Origin of the sequence: Halorubrum sp. Atlit-8R (assembly GCF_003666025.1) — an archaeon.
Classification (GTDB): domain Archaea; phylum Halobacteriota; class Halobacteria; order Halobacteriales; family Haloferacaceae; genus Halorubrum; species Halorubrum salinarum.
This window is the reverse complement of record NZ_QPLV01000007.1, coordinates 98,148-120,121: the sequence shown is the minus strand read 5'-3', so window position 1 is coordinate 120,121 and position 21,974 is coordinate 98,148. Positions and strand designations below refer to the sequence as shown.

General features: G+C 60.5%; 18 protein-coding genes. 17 read left to right on the top strand and 1 reads right to left on the bottom strand.

What is annotated here, in order from left to right; genetic code table 11:
• The first annotated feature begins 5 nt into the window (after positions 1-5).
• The 15 genes from DVK05_RS15840 to DVK05_RS15760 all read left to right on the top strand — a co-directional run bounded on the left by DVK05_RS15840 (position 6) and on the right by DVK05_RS15760 (position 18,872).
• Entirely contained in the window at positions 6-428 is a 423-nt protein-coding gene (locus tag DVK05_RS15840; protein WP_049983716.1) for a hypothetical protein, read from the top strand.
• A gap of 27 nt (positions 429-455) precedes the next feature.
• On the top strand, positions 456-2,192 hold the full coding sequence (locus DVK05_RS15835; protein WP_049983717.1) for a hypothetical protein: 1,737 nt from the start codon (positions 456-458) through the stop codon (positions 2,190-2,192).
• Between the two features lie 3 nt (positions 2,193-2,195).
• On the top strand, positions 2,196-3,032 hold the full coding sequence (locus DVK05_RS15830) for a hypothetical protein (RefSeq protein ID WP_049983718.1): 837 nt from the start codon (positions 2,196-2,198) through the stop codon (positions 3,030-3,032).
• A gap of 2 nt (positions 3,033-3,034) precedes the next feature.
• Entirely contained in the window at positions 3,035-4,150 is a 1,116-nt protein-coding gene (locus DVK05_RS15825) for a hypothetical protein (protein WP_049983719.1), read from the top strand.
• Between the two features lie 2 nt (positions 4,151-4,152).
• Positions 4,153-5,274 (top strand): hypothetical protein, encoded by a 1,122-nt coding sequence (locus tag DVK05_RS15820; protein WP_049983720.1) that lies wholly within the window; start codon positions 4,153-4,155, stop codon positions 5,272-5,274.
• Entirely contained in the window at positions 5,267-7,474 is a 2,208-nt protein-coding gene (locus tag DVK05_RS15815) for a VirB4 family type IV secretion system protein (RefSeq protein WP_121564799.1), read from the top strand. The genes DVK05_RS15820 and DVK05_RS15815 overlap by 8 nt, the downstream gene beginning before the upstream one ends.
• On the top strand, positions 7,467-11,762 hold the full coding sequence (locus DVK05_RS15810; RefSeq protein WP_121564809.1) for a type IV secretory system conjugative DNA transfer family protein: 4,296 nt from the start codon (positions 7,467-7,469) through the stop codon (positions 11,760-11,762). The genes DVK05_RS15815 and DVK05_RS15810 overlap by 8 nt, the downstream gene beginning before the upstream one ends.
• Positions 11,763-12,150: 388 nt before the next feature.
• Positions 12,151-13,413, top strand: a complete 1,263-nt coding sequence (locus DVK05_RS17150; protein ID WP_158598866.1) for a hypothetical protein — start codon at positions 12,151-12,153, stop codon at positions 13,411-13,413.
• A 506-nt stretch (positions 13,414-13,919) separates the two neighbouring features.
• On the top strand, positions 13,920-14,264 hold the full coding sequence (locus DVK05_RS15800; RefSeq protein WP_121564797.1) for a hypothetical protein: 345 nt from the start codon (positions 13,920-13,922) through the stop codon (positions 14,262-14,264).
• A gap of 232 nt (positions 14,265-14,496) precedes the next feature.
• Positions 14,497-14,787: a hypothetical protein gene (locus tag DVK05_RS15795; protein WP_121564795.1), complete on the top strand. Its 291-nt coding sequence runs from the start codon at positions 14,497-14,499 to the stop codon at positions 14,785-14,787.
• Positions 14,787-15,110: a hypothetical protein gene (locus DVK05_RS15790; RefSeq protein ID WP_121564793.1), complete on the top strand. Its 324-nt coding sequence runs from the start codon at positions 14,787-14,789 to the stop codon at positions 15,108-15,110. The genes DVK05_RS15795 and DVK05_RS15790 overlap by 1 nt, the downstream gene beginning before the upstream one ends.
• Before the next feature lie 106 nt (positions 15,111-15,216).
• Positions 15,217-15,924, top strand: coding sequence for a helix-turn-helix domain-containing protein (locus DVK05_RS15785; RefSeq protein ID WP_121564807.1), 708 nt, complete (start codon positions 15,217-15,219; stop codon positions 15,922-15,924).
• A 9-nt stretch (positions 15,925-15,933) separates the two neighbouring features.
• Positions 15,934-16,464, top strand: a complete 531-nt coding sequence (locus DVK05_RS15780; protein WP_121564791.1) for a hypothetical protein — start codon at positions 15,934-15,936, stop codon at positions 16,462-16,464.
• Between the two features lie 600 nt (positions 16,465-17,064).
• On the top strand, positions 17,065-17,931 hold the full coding sequence (locus tag DVK05_RS15770) for a DNA-binding protein (protein ID WP_121564789.1): 867 nt from the start codon (positions 17,065-17,067) through the stop codon (positions 17,929-17,931).
• Positions 17,932-18,488: 557 nt separating this feature from the next.
• Positions 18,489-18,872 carry a hypothetical protein gene (locus DVK05_RS15760; RefSeq protein WP_121564787.1) on the top strand — a complete coding sequence of 128 codons (384 nt, stop codon included), beginning with the start codon at positions 18,489-18,491 and terminating at the stop codon, positions 18,870-18,872.
• Between the two features lie 492 nt (positions 18,873-19,364).
• On the opposite strand, the gene DVK05_RS15750 is transcribed toward DVK05_RS15760, so the two are convergent.
• Positions 19,365-19,661, bottom strand: a complete 297-nt coding sequence (locus DVK05_RS15750) for a hypothetical protein (RefSeq protein WP_121564785.1) — start codon at positions 19,659-19,661, stop codon at positions 19,365-19,367.
• A gap of 297 nt (positions 19,662-19,958) precedes the next feature.
• Here DVK05_RS15750 and DVK05_RS15745 point away from each other — a divergent pair, with 297 nt between their 5' ends.
• Positions 19,959-20,885, top strand: coding sequence for a transcription initiation factor IIB family protein (locus DVK05_RS15745; protein ID WP_121564783.1), 927 nt, complete (start codon positions 19,959-19,961; stop codon positions 20,883-20,885).
• Between the two features lie 99 nt (positions 20,886-20,984).
• Complete coding sequence (locus DVK05_RS15740; protein ID WP_121564781.1) at positions 20,985-21,872, top strand: hypothetical protein; 888 nt, start codon at positions 20,985-20,987, stop codon at positions 21,870-21,872.
• Positions 21,873-21,974 lie beyond the last annotated feature (102 nt).

The window sequence follows — 21,974 nt, the reverse complement described above, 5'->3', positions numbered from 1 at the left end:
CCACTATGTCACAGGACACCACTCCCTCCGAAACGACTCCGAATCGCGCCGAAAGCCAGTCGACGGCGGCAAGTAGGCTCCCCAAGCAGGCGGCACTCGTCATCGTCTTCCTGAGCCTGTTCGCTGTGGAACCCGCCGCTGCACAGACGAACGCCGTCTGCAGTGCGGACAACCTCCCGGGTATGATCGAAGGCTTCTTCCAGCTTACCACGGCGCTGGGCATTGTCGGCCTCGCAGTCGTGTGGCAGGCTGACTCCCTTATCGAGATGTTCACGATCACACCCGACCAGAAGAAGGGACTCAAGCGCCACAAGCGCTCCGCGATGAAGTCTGCGGTCGTTCTTGTCGCGCTCGGGCCACTCTACACCGTCGCTGGATCGATGATGAACCTCCCGCTGGCGCAGTGCGTCGACCTCGCCCCCTGGTAGGCGACTACCACCCCGTCGCGAGCCCCCATGAAACAACGAGAGCTCTCCGTGCTAATGGCCGCCCTGTTCGTGACGAGCCTAGTCACCGGTCTCGTTACTGCAAGCCCGCCACGGCCAGGCACGGAGGGGAATGGGCTCACAGAGAATGAATCAGCGACGCTGTGGTCTCGCGACGCGGACAACTACATCAGCCAGGAGGAGTACCAGCAGCGATACGGCGAGAGCCGGACCGCGATGCACCAACTCGCAAACGGGACGGACATCACGTTCACGCGCCCGACGACGACAGCTGCAACGTGGACGCGAAACGACTTCGCTGATCTCGAAGCCGGTGGGTCGGATACGTCCGTGCATCCGCGCCACGCGTCGCTCGAAGACGGGGTGTTCATCGAGGACGCCCACGCCACGGTATTCGCAGTGCAGCCGTCGACGCGAGGTCACTTGGAGTCGGGTGAATCCCCGCTCTATATCGCGCCGAACGGCACGATGCGGGGGTTCGTGGACTATCGTGTTCGCGTCCCGAACGGAAGCTCTTCAGGGAACACGACCATCGAGTGGTCGCTCACGAGCAGCGAAGTCGAGGAGGTTCGGTTGCAGAAGGACGGCGAAACCATCGTCGAGCGCGACGGCTCGCACACGCCGGCCCTTGATTACCAGATCGAGGATGACTGGAGTACAAACCTCACGCTCGAAGCCGAGATCAGCGTCCGGTTGAAGAAGACCACGCGAATCGACCGAGGCGACGAGACCGATGTCGAGATCACGTATCGTACCGAGTCGCTCAACGTCTCGGATTCGATCGCCGTCGAGATCTACGACCTCTCGGCGTACCCCTACTACGCCGAGTATCCCAATGGTGACGCCGGTGTGGCTATCTTCCAGTCCAGACCGTGGCAAGGGTACACGCTCACGGAGAACGGAAGCGCACGAGTGCGTGGCGTCTGGCGGTTCTACACCGCTCGGAACACCAACTGGGATACACTCGTCAGGTCGAATCGGACTGACAGCGCCACCGTCGAGTCGGATGCGATTCCAGTCTATGTTCACGCGTACCCGTCGCGAATCGGCCCGCGTGCCGAACCAGTTCGCGATGGCCCAGAGATCATCGACACCTGGGGCACTGACCGACCGTCTCCGGACGGCACGCTCGGCGAGGACATCAACATCGACATCGTCAACCAGTCGTACACGACGACGTACGGTGTTGCGGTTCGCGCGGAGAACGTCGACCGCGACGCGCTCCAGGTGGCGGGGATCGTGCGGGGTGTGAACGCCTCGATTGTGGCACCTGACGCTGGCTCAGAGCGGCAGCTCCGGCGCAGTAATCTGACTGTTGAGGTGCTCCAGCAGAACGAAAGCCAGGCCACACTACGCATCGAGCTCCGGGATAACGAGACCGGCGCACCAATCGTGCTCAGCGATCCCGACCGACGATATCCAATCGGCGGGAACACTCGCAACGGCTACATCACCGTCGCGGAGCAACGCGTCGAGACCAACGCCTCCGGGGTGGCGATCGTGACGATCGACGAGCCGGGCATCTACACGGCTCGGTATCACCCAGGCTCGTGGCTCGGGCACGACCCCGCATATGTGAGTGCGACGGCTACTGCTCGCTGGCATCCGCTCGGCACCATCGACGGCTGGTTCGCGTTCATTTTCGAGGTGGGCTGGCAGCTCATCCCGTTCTTCGTGATGTTCTACGCTGGCAAGCGACTTCTCCGAATGCTCGGTCCAGAAGACATCTTCCAGCGAAACCCATAGCCCATGACTCAAAACCATCCACACATCAGTCGGCGAACCGCCCTCCGAACAGTCGCAGGTGCTGCGCTCGTAAGCGTCGCTGGCTGTCTGAACGACAATGGCGGCTCTGGGACGCCTGGTGACGGAACGACCTCTCCAGATGGCAAAGGCCCACTCACGCGTATTACTATTGAGGGGACAACACTCGTCGTCGAACTCTCCGAAGAGGCCGACGTCGACCAAGTCAACCTCATCCAGCCGAACGGCGAGCTATTCGGGAAGCGTGACGTAGCCGCAGGTGCTCAGCAGGTCTCATTCGAGATTGGCACCGCGTATGCGCCCGGTGAGTACCGGATTGTCGCACTGAAGGGCGAGGAGACAGTAGTTGAGACCACGACTGAACTCCGTCCAGAGATGCAGATACAGGATGTTGGACTCTATCGGAATAATCCAGATAAACCGTGGGACGAAGTCTATGGTGAGAGCGAGACTGACCGGATCAAGAATGGCGAGGCATTCGTCACGGTAGAGAACACAGGAAGTGGTCCGGAAGCGATAACTGAACTAATCTTCTCCGGGGACGTTCCCAATCCAATTGAGAACCCCAGAGGCAGTGGAATGCACGAAATAGACCGGGTAGTAGTCTCCCCTGGCGAGACGGCCGACCTGTTCAGTAATTCGTTCCCGTTCGGTTCCGAGAGTGAGGACGGAATGGGGTGTTCCCCAGATGGTAACAGCGGGCAGTTCACGGTTATCGTCGAGACTCAAGTCAGTGGCAATCGGGTCACGAGTACCTACGATGTCCAGTATTCCGGGTCTGATGAGATGACTGACTGTGAGGTCACGATCACGGAGGCCTGACGATGGTTGATCTCATTGACGTCGTCCTTGAGGGTATCAAAGGCGTCGTTGATTGGTTCATCGGGCTGTTCATGGACGGTCTCAGGTCGGGGTATGAGACTCTGACTGAGGAGATGTTCGGAACCCCGACCCCAGAGACGAACGGAGCATTTGTCTTCGGTGAACCAACCAACGCACCCTGGCCAGCGATTCACGATGCTCTCATCGGCGGCGAAATTATGCTGATTGCCCTTTTGCTCCTTGTGATGAGTGTTCAGGGTCGTCACACGGTTCGGATCTTCAATATTGGAAGTACCTACGAAGCCCGAAAAACGAAGAAGACGGCCTGGGTCGGGGCCTTTCTAATCATTACGTGGTATTGGGTTGGAACTCTTACGCTCTACCTCGTCGACGGGTTCACTATTGCACTGATGCCGGAGCTTTCCTCCGTAGCCTCGGCAATGCTTCAGTTCTTGGGTGCAGCCATCACAAACCCAGGGCTGGGGCTATTGTTCGCCGTGATTGGTGGAATCTCAATGTGGGCGTTGGAGGCGCTGTTCTACATCCGGATGATTCTGCTGTATGTCTACCTGTACGGAATGCCGATTGCATTTGCACTAGCCTACGGAAATATTCCGGTCGTATCCGATATCGCGATGGGGTTCTGCAAACGGTTTGTCCCGTTGGCTGTCCTCCCGCTCCCAGCAGCGATGGTCCTCAAGGGGTACGATTTGATCTACGGCGGTGGAACGCTCACACCCGGAACAGCGTTCCTCAAATATCTCGTCGCAGCGTCCCTCCCACTGGTCGCCCTCTATATCACCTGGAAGACGTTCAAATACGCGACGCCGTTGACGGCCAAAGTCGTCGGCGGTGCAACGAAAGGCGCAGCACTCGTAGGCGGTGTCGCCGCTGGAGCCTACGTCGGTGGCGCCGGCGTCGCGACGACCGCCGCCCGATGGGGGCCGAAAGCCGCCGCCGGCCACGCCGTCGCACAAAAAGCAGCCGCCCGCGGTGGACATGGAGGAAATGATGGCGGCACGCCGTCGTACCGTCGAACAGAGAATGACCCAGGTGGAGCGACAGCGGAATCGGCGAGTGCCGACCGTGGGATGGAGTTTGATCGAGGAATCCACTAACAATGTCAGCAGATCAAGACGCGGCCGCACGGCGCATCATGGATCAGTTCGGTGAGGAGAGTCGCATCCCGTATCTCAATATCGAGGAAGGGGACGTCGGTATGCTCATCGCCTTCCCCATTATTGGGCTGTTTATCGCTGGCCTCACCGGGATCGAGTCGCTTGCCCTCCCGTTCGTTGCTGGCGGGCTTGGCTTTGGCGTTGCCGTCATCTACGTCTCACCAACCCACCTGAACGCTTGGACGTGGACGAAAGATGTCTATCGGTACCTCAAACGACCTCAGGTCACGTTCAGTGCGCCCGCCGAAGCCGACACGAGTACCAACGAGTCAGAGCGGAACGAAGGCGGACTCGCGAACTACACGCCGTTCAAGCCGGACGAGCGAACGCAGGATCTCACCAACATCAAGCGAGCGTGGCCAGGCGCTGGTGCCATCCAGCGTGAAGACGGCGCGATGGAGGCGTTCATCGAGATCGATCCGGCCAACATGGACTTCGCGATGTCCGACGACTGGGCACAGCTCCAGGACGCTGGCGAAGAGTTCGCCAACAAAGAGCTGGACTCGAAGCTCAAACTCCACGCCACAACCCGTTCATTTCCGGTGGAGCAGATCACCGAGACCATCGAAGATCGGCTCACGGACGAAGACGTCACGGAGAACCCGATTTTCCGGGAACTCCTCGAAGAGTACCGGGAGACACGGCCGAAGGAGATGCGCGACCGGGGCATTCAGCAGGTCCGGTACTACATCGGCGTTGAAGTCAGCCCGATAGAAGTGTACGACCGCTTCCGCGACGAGGGCACCCCCGCAGAGAAGCTGACGCAGTTCCCCGTCATCGGGTTCCTGTTCAACCCGTTCGTCACCCGCCGCGAGGACCTTACTGACGTCGAGCGCCGCGCGCAGATGTTCGAGAAGCTCGACAGTCGGGTGAACGACGTTCGATCCGAGTTCATCCAGCAGGCGTCGGGGTGGTCCGCACGCAGGCTCAGCACGGTCGAGCTGTTCGTTCTGAATATGGACTTCTGGAACGGTCGCGAACATGACTACGACGAGGCGGAACGTGTCGTTCGCGACCAATCGATCATCGGCCACTCGCGCCGGGAGGACCCACACGATGCGTAATGTGATCCTCCAGACCGGTGGTGGTGCGCTTGGCTCCGTCGCCGGGTGGCTCCAGAATCTGACGCCAGCAGAGAGTACAGTGCTTGCCCTTGCAGCGGGTCTCGGCCTTGGCGTCGGCAGTAAGTACCTCTGGGACCGCTTCACTGCGGATGATGAACCAGACGTGGACTTTACCGATGTCCTCAACGAGGAGACACTCGAAGAAGGCGAGGCCGAACGCAAGCTTCTCGACGACATCTCCGAGTCGCACAAGACCGTCACCGCGCCCGAAGCTGTCGAGTGGGAAACGCGAGCCGCACGGGTCGGCGAACAGTGGACGACGACACTCTACATCGCTAACTATGCCGACTATCCCAACGACGGGTATCTGAGCGACCTCTTCGAGATGACCGACGTCCAGTTCGATCTGACGGCCCACATCACGCCGAAGAATCAGGAGCGGGCCCGGAACGAACTACAGGACATCGCTGACGACCTCCAGGTCGATGCTGACCTCGAACAGAGTATCCGGAGCGCGTATCTCCAAGAGCGCGCCAACGAGGCCGCAGCGACGTACAAGGCCGTCGAGAACGGCGCGAACGTCTTCGACCAAGGGATGTTCATCACAGTCAGAGCCGACGAGAAAGACGAGCTCAGAGATGCCGTCCAGACGGTCAAGAGCGCGCTCCGCGACGATCCGGCGAACCTCACGCCGAAGACCGCCATCTGCCGGCAGGATCTCGCCCTCCAGTCCGCCGCACCCATCGGCGACAACGAATTCGGCCGGACATCAATCGCACTCGGCGGCGCCGTCGGCGCGTTACTCTCCTCCCCGCACAACGCGACGATCCTCGAGGAGGGCGGCGTCGAATTCGGGATTCACAAGGACAACCAGAGCCCGGTCGTCATCGACCCCTTCGCACGGGACAACGGGTACGCGATGTTCACCGTCGGTGACACTGGTTCGGGGAAGTCGTTCAGCTCCAAGCAGAACTTCATCCGCTCCATCGAGCAGAGCAAGGACCGTATCGGCATCATCCTCGAGCCGCTGAACAACTGGGCGGGGGTCTCAGAGGCGCTCGACGCCAAGCGAATCACCGTCGGCGGGACGCTCGGGCTGAACCCCTTGGAGATCCGCGAGACGCCCGAACACGTCCAGCGGGCGATGGGCGAGGACGCGAGTCCGTTCAACGAGAAGCTCGACGACGCGATGAGCTTCCTCACCAACTTCTTCGCCCTCCGCGGTATCTCGCTTGGCGACCGCCGGACGACGCTCGAACTCGGGCTCAAACGTGCCTACCAGCGCAATGGGATCACCGACGACATCTCGACGCACAGCAATCCGAGTCCGACCATCCGCGAGATGATGGACGTCTTCGAGGATATGGTCGACGACCCCGAGGAGTTCGTCGTCCGGTCCGACGAAGAGGCAGGGAAGATCAAAGAGGACGCAACGTGGCTGCTCGATCAGCTCCGCCCCTTCGAGGACGACGGACGCCACGCGAATCTCGGCCAGGAGTCAGACTTCGACATCCGGGACGAGAAGGTCATCTACCTCGACCTCGCTCAACAAGAGGGCAGCGTCGACAGCAGCACGGCGCTGACGATGCAGCTACTCATCTCGCTGGTGTACGAACGGGCGAAGGTTTCGGACAAGGAGGTCGTGTTCTACATCGACGAAGCGCGCTACATCATGCAGGACGCTGCGAGTCTGGCGTTCCTCGAAACGGTGTTCCGGCACCACCGCCACCACGACCTCTCGATCCGGCTGGTCACGCAGACCGTCGACGAGTTCTTCGAGCACGCCGAATCCGAGGCAATCCTCGACCAGTGTGCGGTCAAGCAGTTCCACCGCCTCGACGGGATGGACGAGGAGTGGGCCGACGAGTTCGGGCTGAACTACGCGCAGATGCGGTTCGTCCAGGACGCCGTGCCCGGCAACGAGGACGCCGGCTTCTCCGAGGCGCTCGTCGGCGTCGACGGCGAGTGGCGCGGCATCCAGGTCAAAGCGATGCCCAAAGAGAAGCAGGTCATCGACTTCGAGCCAACCGAGCAACGGCGAGCCTCACTCCCCGGGACTGGCGAGAATGCTGTAGACGCGGAGGTGCAGGCGTTCCAGGACGATATTGAAAGCCGGGCGACCGACAACGGACAACGCCCACCTGAGCAGACGCCAGCAGAGACTGATGGTGGCGCAGCGGGAGGTGACGAGGATGCGTGAGTACCTTCGCGTGACGCCAACCTCCGAACGGCTCAATCCGGAGCGTCTGCCGCAGGCACTGGAGAGCCTCCACAAACTGACCTCAACGGACTCGACAGGGATAGCTGACAAACTCAATCCGCTACATAGCGACACACCGCTACGCTTCGAATTCCTCGCGCTGAGCGAGGGGAAAGATGACCCCGTCGAATTCTACTACGGTGCCGACGACCATCTGGATACCCTTGAGAAGCGGCTCCAGTCGGTCTATCCCGAGACGTTCGACATCGAGCGTACCGAGGTCGACATCGCATCCCGACTCGTACAGCCTGTCGAATTCGACCGCGAGACATTCGTCGAGCACTATGAGGCGGGCGACCTCCAGTACGAATTCGACCCTGACGAGCAATACGAGTGTGGCACTGACGACAACAGTCAAGCGGGGCCAGGGGACGCCGAATCAGTCGCGGATGGAGGAACGGTCAGCGACCAGTTTCCCGACCACTTCATCGAGATCGGCGATACTGCCCTCGAACTCGCCCCACCAGATGCGATTCCCGAGGATGAGCCACTCACGACGCTTGCCAAACCAACGGTAACATCAGAAGGGACGATACTCGCCCGGCCAACGACCGAATCCGTCTCCCCACTCGGCGTACGGTGGCAAGGGTCGGCGACTCGGAAGCAAGACTGGATGACCTCACTCTCGCCATTTACTGCTGACGACGAAGCAGAACTCCCAACCGTCGATCAGCCAGGAGGTGCGCTCGCGTCGCTCGTCGACCACCTAATGGAGGCGACAGCACCAGTAGCGTTCCAAGTCGTCTTCCAACGACGCGAGAGCTGGCAGTCCGATGCCGACCTTCGCAAGGAGGACGTCATCGACGGACGGGACACACTCGCTCAGGAGATTATTGGCTCCCTCTTCGAACTCGACGATCAGCCGGAGAGTCGCGATAGAAACCAGGTTAGCGACGCGGTTGCAAAACGTGTCGCGGCAATCGAGGCGAAAAATCCGAAGCGGTCGTTCACCGCGAACATCCGAGCAATCGGGATTCCATCCGGTGGTGACGGTCGCGATGATCTCGATGAGCGGATGCAATCACTTGTTCCGGTATTCGACCCGCTTGACGGGCCGTACTATGAGGTTGCTGCCGAACGGGTACGCGACAACGGCTTGCGGGCAGCCACGAAAGACCGAAACGCACGAGCGGCGCTGCAGCGGCTCTTGGATCGTGAGATCACGACTGGCCGTGGAAAGACCCGACCGGAGTTCGTCCTGAGCGGCCGAGAACTCGCGCACTTCGTACTCGTACCTTCCTCGGAACAGCTTACTGTCGAGGGGACACGGGGGACGCGTGCGGAACAGCAGAGTCGGAATCCGTTGCCCCGTCCGCACCAAGACCTCATGAGTGAGTTCCGAGACGGGATGGCAATCGGGTATGCCCTCGACGACACCGGCGAGGCCGAAGACGTGCCGACACACATTCCACCCGGTCTGCTGCCCACTCATTACGGCCGGTTCGGAACAACCGGCTCTGGGAAGTCAAAAGCCCTCATCAACGATCTGCTGTCGCTGTACGACAACACCGAGGGGCCGACGATCCTCATCATCCCGAAGAACGACGATATGGCCCAGAATTATATGCGAGCTCACGCGCGTCGGTTCGGAATGACCGACCTCGAAGAGAACGTCGTCCACTTCCCAATCCCGGACGTGCTCCCCGGGTTCTCGTTTTTCGATCTCGAACCGTCGATGGAGAGCGGACGGCGCCGCGAAGACGCCGTCCAACGGAAGGCCGACCACTACGAAGAGATTTTGAAGCTCGTGATGGGAACCGACCGCTACGAGCGGGCGACTGTAGCCCCGACTCTCATCAAGACGCTCATCAAGGCACTGTTCGACGAGGAATACGGGCGTGAAAACGGACTGTACCGAGCGTCGACGGATTACTTCGCCCACCGACAGCTCGAACACGTCGTCGACCAGCTCTGGGAGGCCGGGCCACCGAACGAAAACATCGGCGACGCCCCACGGTCGAGCGACGAGGAAGTCACCCGGACGATTCGACGGCAGCTCCAGTTAGACCCGAACACCTTCGCGAACGTGATGGGTGGTGTCGGAAACCGCCTTGCGTACATTTCACAGGATACGCACCTGCGGCAGATATTCAACAATACCGAGAACCAGTTCGACTTTCGGGATGTCCTCGACGAGGATACGGTCATCCTCTTCGACCTCGGCGACCTCCGCGACGACGCCGCCCGGATTATGACCGGTGTGATCCTGACCAATCTCGATGCAGCCCTCAAAGATCGCAAACAGGCGCTCTCCCAGCACCCGGACGACTACGTCGTGAACTTGCTCGTCGACGAGGCAGCATCAGTCGTGGTCTCCGACATCATGAACGATCTTCTCGAGAAAGGCCGGGGATTCCGGCTCTCTGTCGGCCTGTCGATGCAGTTCCCCGAACAGATGGAGGCCGAAGGCGGGCGGAAGATCTACCTAAACGCTCTGAACAACATCGGCAGTTCGCTCATCGGGAAAATCAACGTCGACCGGGAACTGGCGCGAGCGATGGCCCACGAAGAGATGGACCCCGCGGATTTCGCCAATCGAATTCGTTCGCTGCCGCGCGGAGAGTGGATCGCCAGCCTGCCAAGCCCGACGTTCGGTGAAACGGGGCCGTATCCGTTCAGTCTCGAACCACTCCCGATTCCACCGGGCCACCCCGAGAGCGAATCCCCGCTCACCGAGCGTGAAGAGGAGCAGTTCACTGAGACCCTCTCCTCGATGCACGAGGACATCAGTGACGAACACGGCGTGCCGGCCGCAACAGACGCCTCAACAACGAGCACACCGACCGACGGACACGAAGTGCTCGATATCGGGAGCGACGACCTGGACGTCGCGATTGCAAAGGTGGTTCGGAGTCTACAGCTTCGAGAGGGGTGCCGTGAGGAGAACGGCTGGGTGGCTGTCGAAGCAGTTGACGACGAACTCAGACGCCTCTTCGACGACGTCGACACCGAGCCGCCATCGTATGATGCACTCGCGGACATCCGAGAACGATCACGATACCTCGATACGACCGTCGATATCGACGCCGACGAGCTCCGCATCCGGCTCACTGAAGCCGGAGAGGATGTCTCGACACCCGATACTGGTGGCGTGCAGGCCGCCGGTGGGAGTGCCCACGACGCAGTACTCCTTCAGATCGAAGAAGAGCTCACCGCACTCGGCTTCACCGTCTCGATCCTCGCACAGGATGGCAGCGAGAAACCTGACGCGAGGGCGAGTCACCCCGACGTTGACGACCGCTTCGCCATCGAGGTCGAGACGACGACGCCCGAGAATCCCGCAAAGGTGCTCACGAACCTCCGGAAGGCCCAAGAAGCAGGGGATATCCCGCTGTTTGTCGTTCGCCCAGGAAACGACGAAACTGAGTGGGCCGAGCGTGTCGACGGCATTCTCACGCCACCCGTCCGTACCCTCCAGAATGGTGAGACACGGTTCTACACGACTGACTCGAATCTCACGTTCAACGGCGGAGCGACCGAAGAAGGTGGAGTGACGGCCGTGCGACCGGCGACCGACGACGAGAACGGGACCCAGAACATCTGGCAGCGTGATGGCGACGAGATCGTCCTTCATGATACCAGCGGGACGGAACACATCCGCCTCCCATCGCTTGGAAAACTCTCGAAAGATCGTGTTCCGGCCATCTACAGCTACGATCACGCTGCCGACGAGTACGTCGTATACGAGCACGGTGAGCAACACATCTACGAGACGAAATCGGCGTTCGAGGACGACTGGGTACGTGTCAAGAAGCCATTCATCCCCGAAGCCGAACTCCAGACACCCGATTATAGCCCCACGTCGTACGCTATCGTCATTCTCCCTGAGGAAGGCAATCCGGTCGTGTACGATACTGACGGTACGTACTCAATGGACACCATACTCGATACCGTCACCACAAGTGAGGGCGAAGAAACGGCGGGACAACAGGCTGACCATATCCAACAGGCGCCTCAGCCATCGATTGACGATATTGCTGATGATCCAGAGGCGGTTGTTGAGCGATTCGCAGAGACACACCTCGTCGAAGACCCGCAAAGCAGAGTATCCGCCGGAGAGGTCTACGAAATCTACGAACAGTGGGCTGAAGCTCACGGGATTGATACAGATAGCAAACCCTGGTTCGGTCGTCGCCTCGGGAACTATGTCACGTTCGAGCGGGACACAGACAGTGAGAACGGCGACTCTGTTCGATACTACGAGGGGCTTGCACTCAAATCAGAATAGAGTTGGAGGTGAATACAATGCAATCCATACTCAGCGCCAAATATATCGTAAATAGAAATTCAAGTTTGCATAACGGGAAATGCTTCTCGCGTTACGAGAATATCGAGGCATATCGTCTCTACAGCACCGAAATCAACAGACGGCGAGGTGTTACGGCAATCAACCGAAATGCCGTAACACAAGCATTCTGGAGAGATTTTGCCGTATGCACGTCTCTGGTGTCTCAAGCCCAGAATTTCGCGGAGTTGGATGATCTGTTACGGCAAAAACCAACTAGTATAGAACGGGGGGTCCCCGTTGGGACCAAGGGATTGGATCGAGACATAGAGCAGGGAGAGTTCTGTTCTGGCTCAGAGCCAGTGAGAGCCATGTCAGGTGGCGTGAGATCATGAGTGATGGGCTGGTCGGGGATCAAGAGAATATTCCGGAGAGGTTACGCGAACGCGACCAGTGGGTATGCTGGCGGGAAGCAGAGCGGGACGGCAAACCGACGAAGATTCCGGTGACGCCAGGGGCTGGGGGGTTCGCGTCAGCAACAGAGTCGGAGACCTGGGCGAGTTTCGAAGCCGCACTCGACTACACCGAGACGGAGTACGCCGATGGCGTCGGGTTCGTGTTTACCGACGACGACCCCATCGTCGGCGTCGACTTGGACGACTGCCGTGGTCCCGAGACAGATGACGTCGACGACGCAGCGCTGGACATCATCGAACGACTCGACTCCTATACGGAGGTGTCACCGTCCGGTACCGGCTATCACGTCCTGATCACCGGCGAACTCCCCGAGGGGCGGAATCGGCGCGGGAGCGTCGAACTGTACGACACGGCACGCTTTTTCACCGTCACTGGCGACCACGTCGAGCGGACACCCACTCGCGTTGCACGCCGGCAGGACGCGCTCACAGCGATTCACCGTGAGTACGTCCAGGACATTGATCGCGACACAGCATCCGAGTCCGAGCAGCGTGATGGCGCTGACGACGAATCACCGACAACCGATACGGCCGACGTTGACGTCGACCTCGAAGACGAGGACCTCCTCGAGAAAGCACGCAACGCATCGAACGGCGAGAAGTTCGAGCGGCTCTGGAACGGGAATACGGTCGGCTACGACAGTCAGTCCGAGGCCGACATGGCGCTGTGCTGTTTGCTGGCGTTCTGGACCGGTGGTGACCGGATCCAAATGGAGCAGCTGTTCCGCCAGTCGGGATTGATGCGGGAGAAGTGGGACGAGGTTCACTACGCTGACGGGTCGACGTACGGCGAGAAGACCATCGAGCGAGCGATTGCGACCACATCAGAGTTCTACAACCCGGACGCCGGCGACGACGCCGCAGATTCCCACGACGCACCTGACAAGGTCACTGCTGGTAGTACGCCTGATGACGCAGACCGGAGTCGTGCGTATCTGGCGGAGAAAAACCGCTTGTTGAGCGAGCGCGTCGACGAACTCGAGGCAACACTCGAACAGAAGACTGAGCGGATCGAGACCCTCGAAGCAGAAATCGAGCGACTCACCGACGAACTCGCGGCCCGTGACGGGGAAACTGAGCAGTCCCACGAGGAAGACTCCGGTACTGCGAGCGAGACCGGTGATGACTCAGAGCCAGCCTCTCTGTTGAGCCGATTCTTCGGTGGTCGGTCTGAGTAGCGGCGGGGACTGAAACGCCAGGACAATCATCCCTATCTGAGGAAACTACTTCCGGAGCACTGGTTCCCTGAACGGAGGCGGATTACCCAACGCGCTCGTTATATCGTGCTCCATCCCCCACCCACCGCCCCCCGACGCCCGGTGACGATGACTCCTGCCGGTGGACCATCGTAATGTCCTGCGACTCGTCCTCGACGAGGCCGAAAAGTAGATTGCAGTACTGGGGGGCGAGTAGACAATTCCTCCACAGTAGCGTTTATTGCGCCGACCAAGGGTGACGGCGCTCAGTGCGATGGGCACCACCACGAGAGCCGTCGTGGTGTCCAGCCTGGTGTCAGCTGAGTGCAGTCACAGGAGAATCCATGTCCACGTTCAGTAACTCCGAGACAGCGAGTGCATCGCCGTCAGAAAACCACACGAGTCCACCCCGAGCTACCGAGGACACAGATTCGCAGCCGTCATGGCCAGACGGGGCAAGCAGCGAGGATGGAACACCAACGCTCAGGATGGACCAATGTCCGGAGTGTGGGAACCGTCGCTTCGTCTCGAAACTCCTTGTGTACGAGGTCACAGGCTACGACGAGGGGGGCGAACAAGATTTCCGCCGCCAGCATGTCCGGGCAGAGTTCGAATACACTTGCAGCGAGTGCCAGACGACACTCCGGACGCTTCCCGCAGAGCGCCGCGACTATTACGACGAAGTCGCGGTCCTCGAAATGGAACGGCGGGCAGCCCTCCGTGATCAACTCCGCCAGCTGGGGCAGCGGTGCTGGCGGCGTCTCGCAGCGCGAACGACGTGGCTGGCACTCGGACTCGTGACACTCGTGACCGGGCTCGTGATCGCACTCTAACAGCCCGAAGGAAGAGAGCTTCCTCGCTATCGACTCTTGCAATCCACCAGAATACGCAGGGGGTTATCGACGGTGGAGAGTTAGCCCATCAGCAGCAGGAGAGGTACGGTTTCGCGTACGTGCCCAGGAAAAGCAGGGCACAAACGGCCGGGCGAGCTGACTGCCCGTGGTCGTCGTTCGCGCCCGCAAAGGGGCGAGGCGTGCTCGAAGCGCGTCCAGAGCGTGAGCTTCCATGACTGGACCTGATATCCTCGACGATACGACAGACGACTACGAACGACTCGAAACCGAACTCGTTGCCCAGGACCGGGATGCGGCCCGGGTCTCGACGGCGGACGTCGACGAGCGGAGTGCCCGCCGTCTCGTTGGTGACCTCGTCGAGGACGATGTGGTGACGCCGGTCCCCGACCAGCGCGCCCTCGTTCACGAGCCGAGTGGCGAGGCGTTCGACTCGATCACCCAGCTCGCCGTGTTCCATCGCGGCTGGCAGGCCGCCACCGACGTCGACACGGAGGACGATTGATGCAGCAGACACTCTCCGGGTGTGCATTCTGCGATTCACCGCCCGGGTCAGATATGGGCGAGGCGCATACGTGGGGGAAAGACGACCGGGTGACGCACCCGATCTGCGTCGACTGTGCGATTCAGGAGCGACCGGATCCCGACGAGCAGGATCTCCACGCCTGCGATGGGTGTGGGCTCGTCGTCGACGCCCTCGCGGCACTCACGCGCTTTCGCGTCGAACTCGGGCAGCTCGAGGGAGCGCTCCAGCTGTGTGCGCGATGTAGTCCTGACGGGCCCGCGACGTACTGGACGCGAGATCTCGAATCACACGTTGTCGAGTAGCCGTTCAACTCGGTGGAGCGTCTCTCGGCGTCCATTCACATAAGGCCAGTAGTGTATCACTCGCCACACCGATAGTGTGAAGTACACGGACTTCGAACTAACTGCTATGACTCCTAATCGCGATCACATTCGTCCGGATGGTGGAATCGGCACGCTGAACCCGCCACCAATCGACGTACTAAACGAAGAAACGCTCGAGCCGGAGACGCTGGCCGAGAACGCGCCCCGACTCGAAACAGTCGTGGAACTGCTCAACCGCCCAGCACTGGCCCGCGTCTACGTCTACATCTGCTACTGGGGCCCGGTCGCTCCTCCCGAAATCATGGAGGCTCTCGATCTCTCGAAATCGACTACCTACGAGTACGTCGATCGGCTGGTCGACCTCGGCCTCGTCGACCGCGACGACTCGACGCGTCCCCAGCAGCTGACCGCCGACCCGATCGTCATCGTCGAGCAGTACGTCCCGATTGTCATCACGCCGACCGTCCTCCACGCCCTCGCGCTCCAGGAGGTCGACGAGGACGTCGAGTACTTCATGGACCGGTACGGCCTCGGGAAGCTCATCGCCGCGTTGCGCGGCGCTGGGCTCCACTTCGCGGGGACGACCACCCAGCGGATGGTCGCCAGCGACATCGACGTTCGCGAGACGGAAGCGATGATGATCATCTACGCGCTCAAACCCGCGCTGGCCGTCGGCCGGGAGCACGATCCATTCTTCGAGTACCTGTTCCCGGATGTGCATGACGAGATGGAGCTTCCCGATCTCGACGACGTGGCTGACGCTCCGACGCACGCGTCGGATCCCGATAGGTGAGTTCATCGGATGGGTCGAGACACGCCATTATCGGCTGATCAGGACGTCCTGGTCGATGCGAACATCTTCTACGCGATCGGCCAGCCCTCGAATCCACAGTACCAACGATTCCGAACCGCAGTCCAACACGCCGGCGTCGTCTGCAAACTCCCACGACGTGTGATCGGTGAACTCGGTGGCCCAGAGACCGACCGTGTCCGGACGGCACTCGACGAGGGCTGGGCTGAAATCATCGACGCACCCTCACCAACTGATGGGGACGCTGTCGCAGCAAGCGATATCACCAGACGGACCATCGCGAGCGAAACCGACCAGGCCGAGCACGAGGTCGAAAAGACGGACGCAATTCTTGCAGGGCTAGCCATTCAGTACGTCAGAGACCGCTCGACAACGAGTGTAGTTGTACTCACAGACGATCAGCCGGCCAGGAAGGGCATCGAGAACGCAGTCCGAGCGCAAGGGTACACGGACGCAATCACCGTCTACGGATTGGCGGACATCATCGGCGACGATCCCGGCGACTCGATGCGACTGATCTAGGTCAAGAGGCGACTGGTATTCGGAAAGCCCTCGGCCGCTCGGTATCCCGCGCCCCACGCTGCGCTCCTCGTTCCTGTGGTGCTAGCGGGGTCGGGGGACGTCCGAGACGGCCTCGCCCTTTCTGAGTCCACCAGGACATTGGCTGGTTCTCCGAGCGACGAACCCGGTTGAACGATGTTTCTCCACGGGCCCGCCCCGCTCGCCGCTGCCGCCCTCCGCGTCGCTCGCGACCGACCATTCCGGGCGTGCGGGCGCTCTCCGCACCGCCCGCGCCCGTTCCGGGCTAAAGTGCATGTGCCCTCGGCGCCAGCGCTTCACCCGTTCGGGTCCTTCGGACCTCGGCAAAGCCGACCGCGACGGACGTGGTTGCGTCGCGGCGAACGGGGAATGCGCTGGCCGCTCGCTTCGGGCGGGTCGGCGCGCGGTGCTGGATGGTCGTCTGCCTTGGGCGCGCTCTCGCTCGCGCCCACAGGGCGCTCGCGAAGGCGCGAGCGAGAGCGCGCAGATGGTTCTGTCGGTCGTTGTCGTCGAGGAAATCCGCGATGTTTGAGGCATCGCGGTGTCGGGCGCGTGAGCGCCTTCAGGAACCGGTGAGTTCCAATGTCAAGTAAGAACGTCTCCAGTGAAGTAGTTTCGGTCGATGAACAGGCTTTCGAGAAACACGATGACGTCGAGGTCAACGAGGACGGATTCGAGGTCGTCGACGAGACCCCGGAGTTCCGGGCGACGGTCGACATGGAAGTGCAGGCGAAAGTCGATTCCAACCATCCGGACGCGCGGGTCGAAGAAGGCCCGGATCACCTGTTCGGGAAGACTCTCGAACAGGAGGAGCGAATCGAGGCCCGGGAAGCCGAGCTGGAGCACATCAGTGCCCAGGCGGAACTCAGTCAGCAGGAGGGACGCGCGAAGCGGACGCGGGAGGTCGTCGTCGAGCAGTGTGGCCGGGACGAGCCCGAACCGGTGGAGTGCACGGATCCCCGAGAGAAGCTGACGCAGGAGGAACTCGCGGCGGTGAACAAGCAGGGGATGCGGATCAGCGATGAAGTGAAGGGCGGCTGGTCGAGAGCGGTCGTCGCGAAGCAACTGGCCGAGAAGGTGCAGCGCGGAGAGGACGTGACGAAGGCGGTGCTGGAGACCCTTGAGGAGTTGAAGGCGGCGCCGGGGGCGATCGTGCCCATCGCAGACGTGCCGGACGTCCCGGTCGGTGAGGTGACAGTTCAAGGAACTGTGCAGACCCTTTGGGAACCGAGCAGTAGCGCGATTCAGCAAGTCGGGCTGATAGCGGATGACAGCGGGAAAATCAAGTTCACCTGCTGGGAACGGTCGAATCAAACCGTGGTGCGGGAAGGCCAGACAGTGCGGTTCCGGGCAGCAGCGAAAAACTGGTACGAAGGTCGGTGCTCAATCGCGCTGACTGGGTGGTCGGATATCCACTTCCCAGAGCGCGGTCGGTGGTGGGAAGCATAGCCAGTCGGAGCACTCTTCTTTTTTTGCTGTGTGCCGGACCGACCCAGACCCCGCCACCCCACCCTCCGCTCCGTGCTCGCTCCCTACGGTCGCTGCGCGCGCAGCCACGACCTTGCGGACTAATAGAGGAGATCATAGACAGTCCCTCCAGAGGTCGAGATCAATCTATGCTTCCTGACGTGACTAGTACGTAGAGCGTATGGACTGAACGAGGTGGTTCACCAGCGACGAGCGGCTTCATAGGCTACTGTGGTTGGGAGGAGGACAACCAGTAAGACGAACGTGATTTCGCCTATTGTTGGGCCAGACTGCGTGAGGGCGCTATAGACATACAGTGCGGCGACAGCAAGCACACCGACAATAGCGGTGATGTATCGAGGATCACCCCACGAGGACGGAAATTCTGAACCAGACATACCTTTCGAAATTCCTGCTGGCATGATATATCTTCCCTCTGTATGCAACACGGAAATTCTATCGAGTACTGTAGGCTGGTCTCAGCGATCAATTCCCCGATATAACAGGGTGTTATATGTCGTGGCTATCAAAATAACCATATGCCAACAACTGTGGATAACGAGGAAGCCGACCGTTCACGCACAGAGTTGGCCGGGCTCGCAGCCTTGGGGCTCGCGTACGTGTTCGCCGGTCTGGGGTTGTTCTACGGACTTGCAATCGACTCAATGCAGGTGTTCACCGCTGCAGTAATCGCGATTTTAGTACTGCTGGCTGTTTCAATGGGCATCATCGTACGGAACGAACCATTTGTTTCCCGAGAGAACGTTGTGATTTCAGTCTGTGTATTCGTAGCGGTGGCGCTCTTCCTCGGATTGAGTACCTTCACTGCCCTTCCGTATACCGTGCTTGTTGGCGTCCTCATTCTCGTCGGCGTAATTATCCCTGGGCTGGTTCTTCAGTACGGACCGTCAATTGTCAATTGAGATGGTTCACTAAACACCCTGTAACTACCAATTAGAGTGGTCGGTCGATGTTATGGGATGAAAACAGGCGATGGTGAGTTGAGGGAGGCTTATCGTACATAGCGCTCGTTTGATAGAATCCAACTGTTCTCAGATACTGCCCGTTCGAACCGTTCTCTGTGGCTATACCTCGACGGCTACGCTGACTGCGTCTCTGCACGAGTTTTCCGGTACAAATAGACGAGCAGCCCTGGTACTCCCAGGAACCCATACGTGACCCCGCGAAGTTGCGGCGAGGACAATCCTCGTTTCACCGAATCCCGGTACACATAGTACCCGACCGTCGGCCAGAAAATCAAAAGATACAGCCCCATACGAACGAGGAGGCCGTTGTATGCAGTGAGCCAATCCATACTCACGCCGTCGACTGTTGTCGCCGAGCGACACGCCAGATCAGAACCCCGAGCCCGACAGCGACAGCGTAGCCGAGGACGATGAGCGGGTCACGTCCGTTCACGAGCACGTCGTAGAGCACGACGACCCTCCAAGCACACTCCCGACGATCAACCAGAGAAGCTGGCTGCCTTCGGTCTTCGCTTTCAGTTCGAAGCCAGTCACTAGACGGATCCCGACCATTACCGCTGCCAGCACCGCTGCTGTGAGGAGTGGTAATCCCAGCGCAGTGAGCGCTGTTGCCGCAAGCACATCTGTCGACGTGAGGATAAGCGACCAGCCAAACAGGCCGATGGCCAGCCAGACGACGCTCCGCCAGAGCTCCTCGTTGATGATTTCGCGCGTATCGGGTTTCATAACGGGAAAACTACGACTTGGGCACCAATAAATGTAGTCTGGTTGGGATTCAGACATCCCAGTCGATGAGGAGCCGGAGCGACGCGCCCCTTTTTGCTGGTGTGTACGCGGTCACCGCCACCTCCCACCACCTCCACGGTCCGGGCTGCTCACGGCGCACAGCGCCGTTGCGCGGCCGGGCTTTCGCCACCGCAGTCCATCGGTGTCAGCGACGTCCTGTGTGGTGTGTATTTGCCCCGTGATGGGTGAGGGGCATTCCGAGAGACGCGATTCGCGTGCGTCCCCTCGTGTGTATTCATGGCAATCAGAGACATCTACGAAACTGGCTTCGACGAAGACGTCCAATCCGACACGAAATCGAATCAGTGTCCCGAGTGCGACGGCCGGGTCACCACCAACGCGGTCGAAACCGTCTGCGAGGACTGTGGCCTTGTCATCGACGAGCAGCGAATCGACCACGGGCCAGAGTGGCGAGCGTTCGACGAAGATGAGCGCGAGCGCACAGGCGCTCCGTTGACGGCGGCACGACACGATCGAGGGTTGTCGACGGAAATCGGCCGCGGAACCGACGCGAACGGGAACGAACTCTCCGGGCGGAAGCGCCGGCAGCTATCCCGGATGCGACGAGAACAGTCCCGGGGTCGGTTTCAATCGAAAACCGAGCGCAATCTCGCCCACGGCCTCGGTGAAGTCCACCGGATCGCGAGCGCACTCGAACTGTCTGAGACGATCCGTGACCAGGCGTGTCAGCTCTTTCGGAGTGCGCAGAACGAGGATCTCCTGCAGGGCCGCTCAATCGAGGCGATGGCCGCCGCGAGTGTCTACGGAGCGTGTCGGTGCAACGGGCGGCCGCGAACGCTCGACGACATCACCGAGTCAGCGCGCGTCGAGCAATCGCGGGTGACGAACGCATACACGACGCTGAATACGGAACTTGGCCTGCCGGCCCAGCCCGTGTCGCCGAGTGCGTTCGTTCCGCGGTTGGCCTCGGAGCTCGACGTCTCCGATCAGATCCGGCAGCGGGCTCGGCAGCTGGCGGAAGCATCCGAATCGACCGGAGCAACCACGGGGGTTCGACCATCCGGGTTCGCCGCAGCCTGTCTGTACAAAGCTGGACGCGAAGACGGGCGGTGGCTCACCCAGTCGGACATCGCTGAAGTAGCGAACGTCTCAGTGGTCACCGTGCGGACCCACCGCGACACACTGGACGAACTGGCTGTCTAACGCCCACACTGCTGATTTTCGGTTGTATTTTGTTGTCTGATTGATGTGAGAGCCATTGTTTAAATCCGAAGACGAAGCATGATACGGCCAGATCACTCTATGACCGACCAGTACGCCGACTACGAAGCCCTCCGACCGCTCGGCGAAGCGACCCACGTTCCCGACGATCAACTCGCCAGTAGTAGTGGTGAGCCCCGGCGGCAGCGCTCCGGTGGCGTCGACGCGGGCTATCCAGACGGCCCGACAGCAGATGAGACCGAGTGCGCTTCCTGTGGAGCGTCAATCCCCGCTGGCCAGTCGAAGTGCCGGTTCTGTCTCACGAACCATCTCGAAGGAGCCGACGACCAGGACACATCGACTGCCGAATGCACTCTCCTCCACGTCGTCCAGCTGCTCGTTGAGGCGTCGACGTTCTACGGCGCCGTCGGGAAGGGATCTGCTGCGGCGACCCTCCTCGCGAAGGCAGATGATGACCCAGTCGTCGATGACTGCAAGCTAATCTACGACCTCGACGAGGAACCGGCCCCACAGCTTGTCGATCAGTGGCCCTCGCTCCCCTCGGCGACACGAGTCACGTCTGAATGTGGTACTCAGCTGCTCACGTCCGCTCGCAACCAGACATCGCCGCCAGAGACGACGACGTCGTGTCATGACGGCGAACACGCGACGTTTCTCTACGACGAAACCGGGAGCGCGGTTCGCACCGAAGAGGGGCTTGCAAGCCTTCGTGAGGACGCAGACGACGACTTCTGGCTGGTGCCAGCGATTGCGCTCCAGGAATCCGTTGACAAGACCGATACCGAACAGCCACGACGCGAGCGCCCAAACAGGACTCACCTCGAGTGTCGGGAATGTGATCGGGAGACTAAGCATCGATTCCGCGAATTCGAGGCTGTCCCCGATGATGAGTGGACCGGGCAGCCCATGTGGGAGTGTCAGCGGTGCGGGACACCTCGCTATGGACCCGAACCAGAAGCCGATCAATAGAGACGGAGTCAGTTTAACCAACGAACCCTGATATCGACTCGTTCTGTTGGTTAACTAGAGGTCAGTTCGTGATCACTCCCAGACTGCCCCGCTGACTGCTCG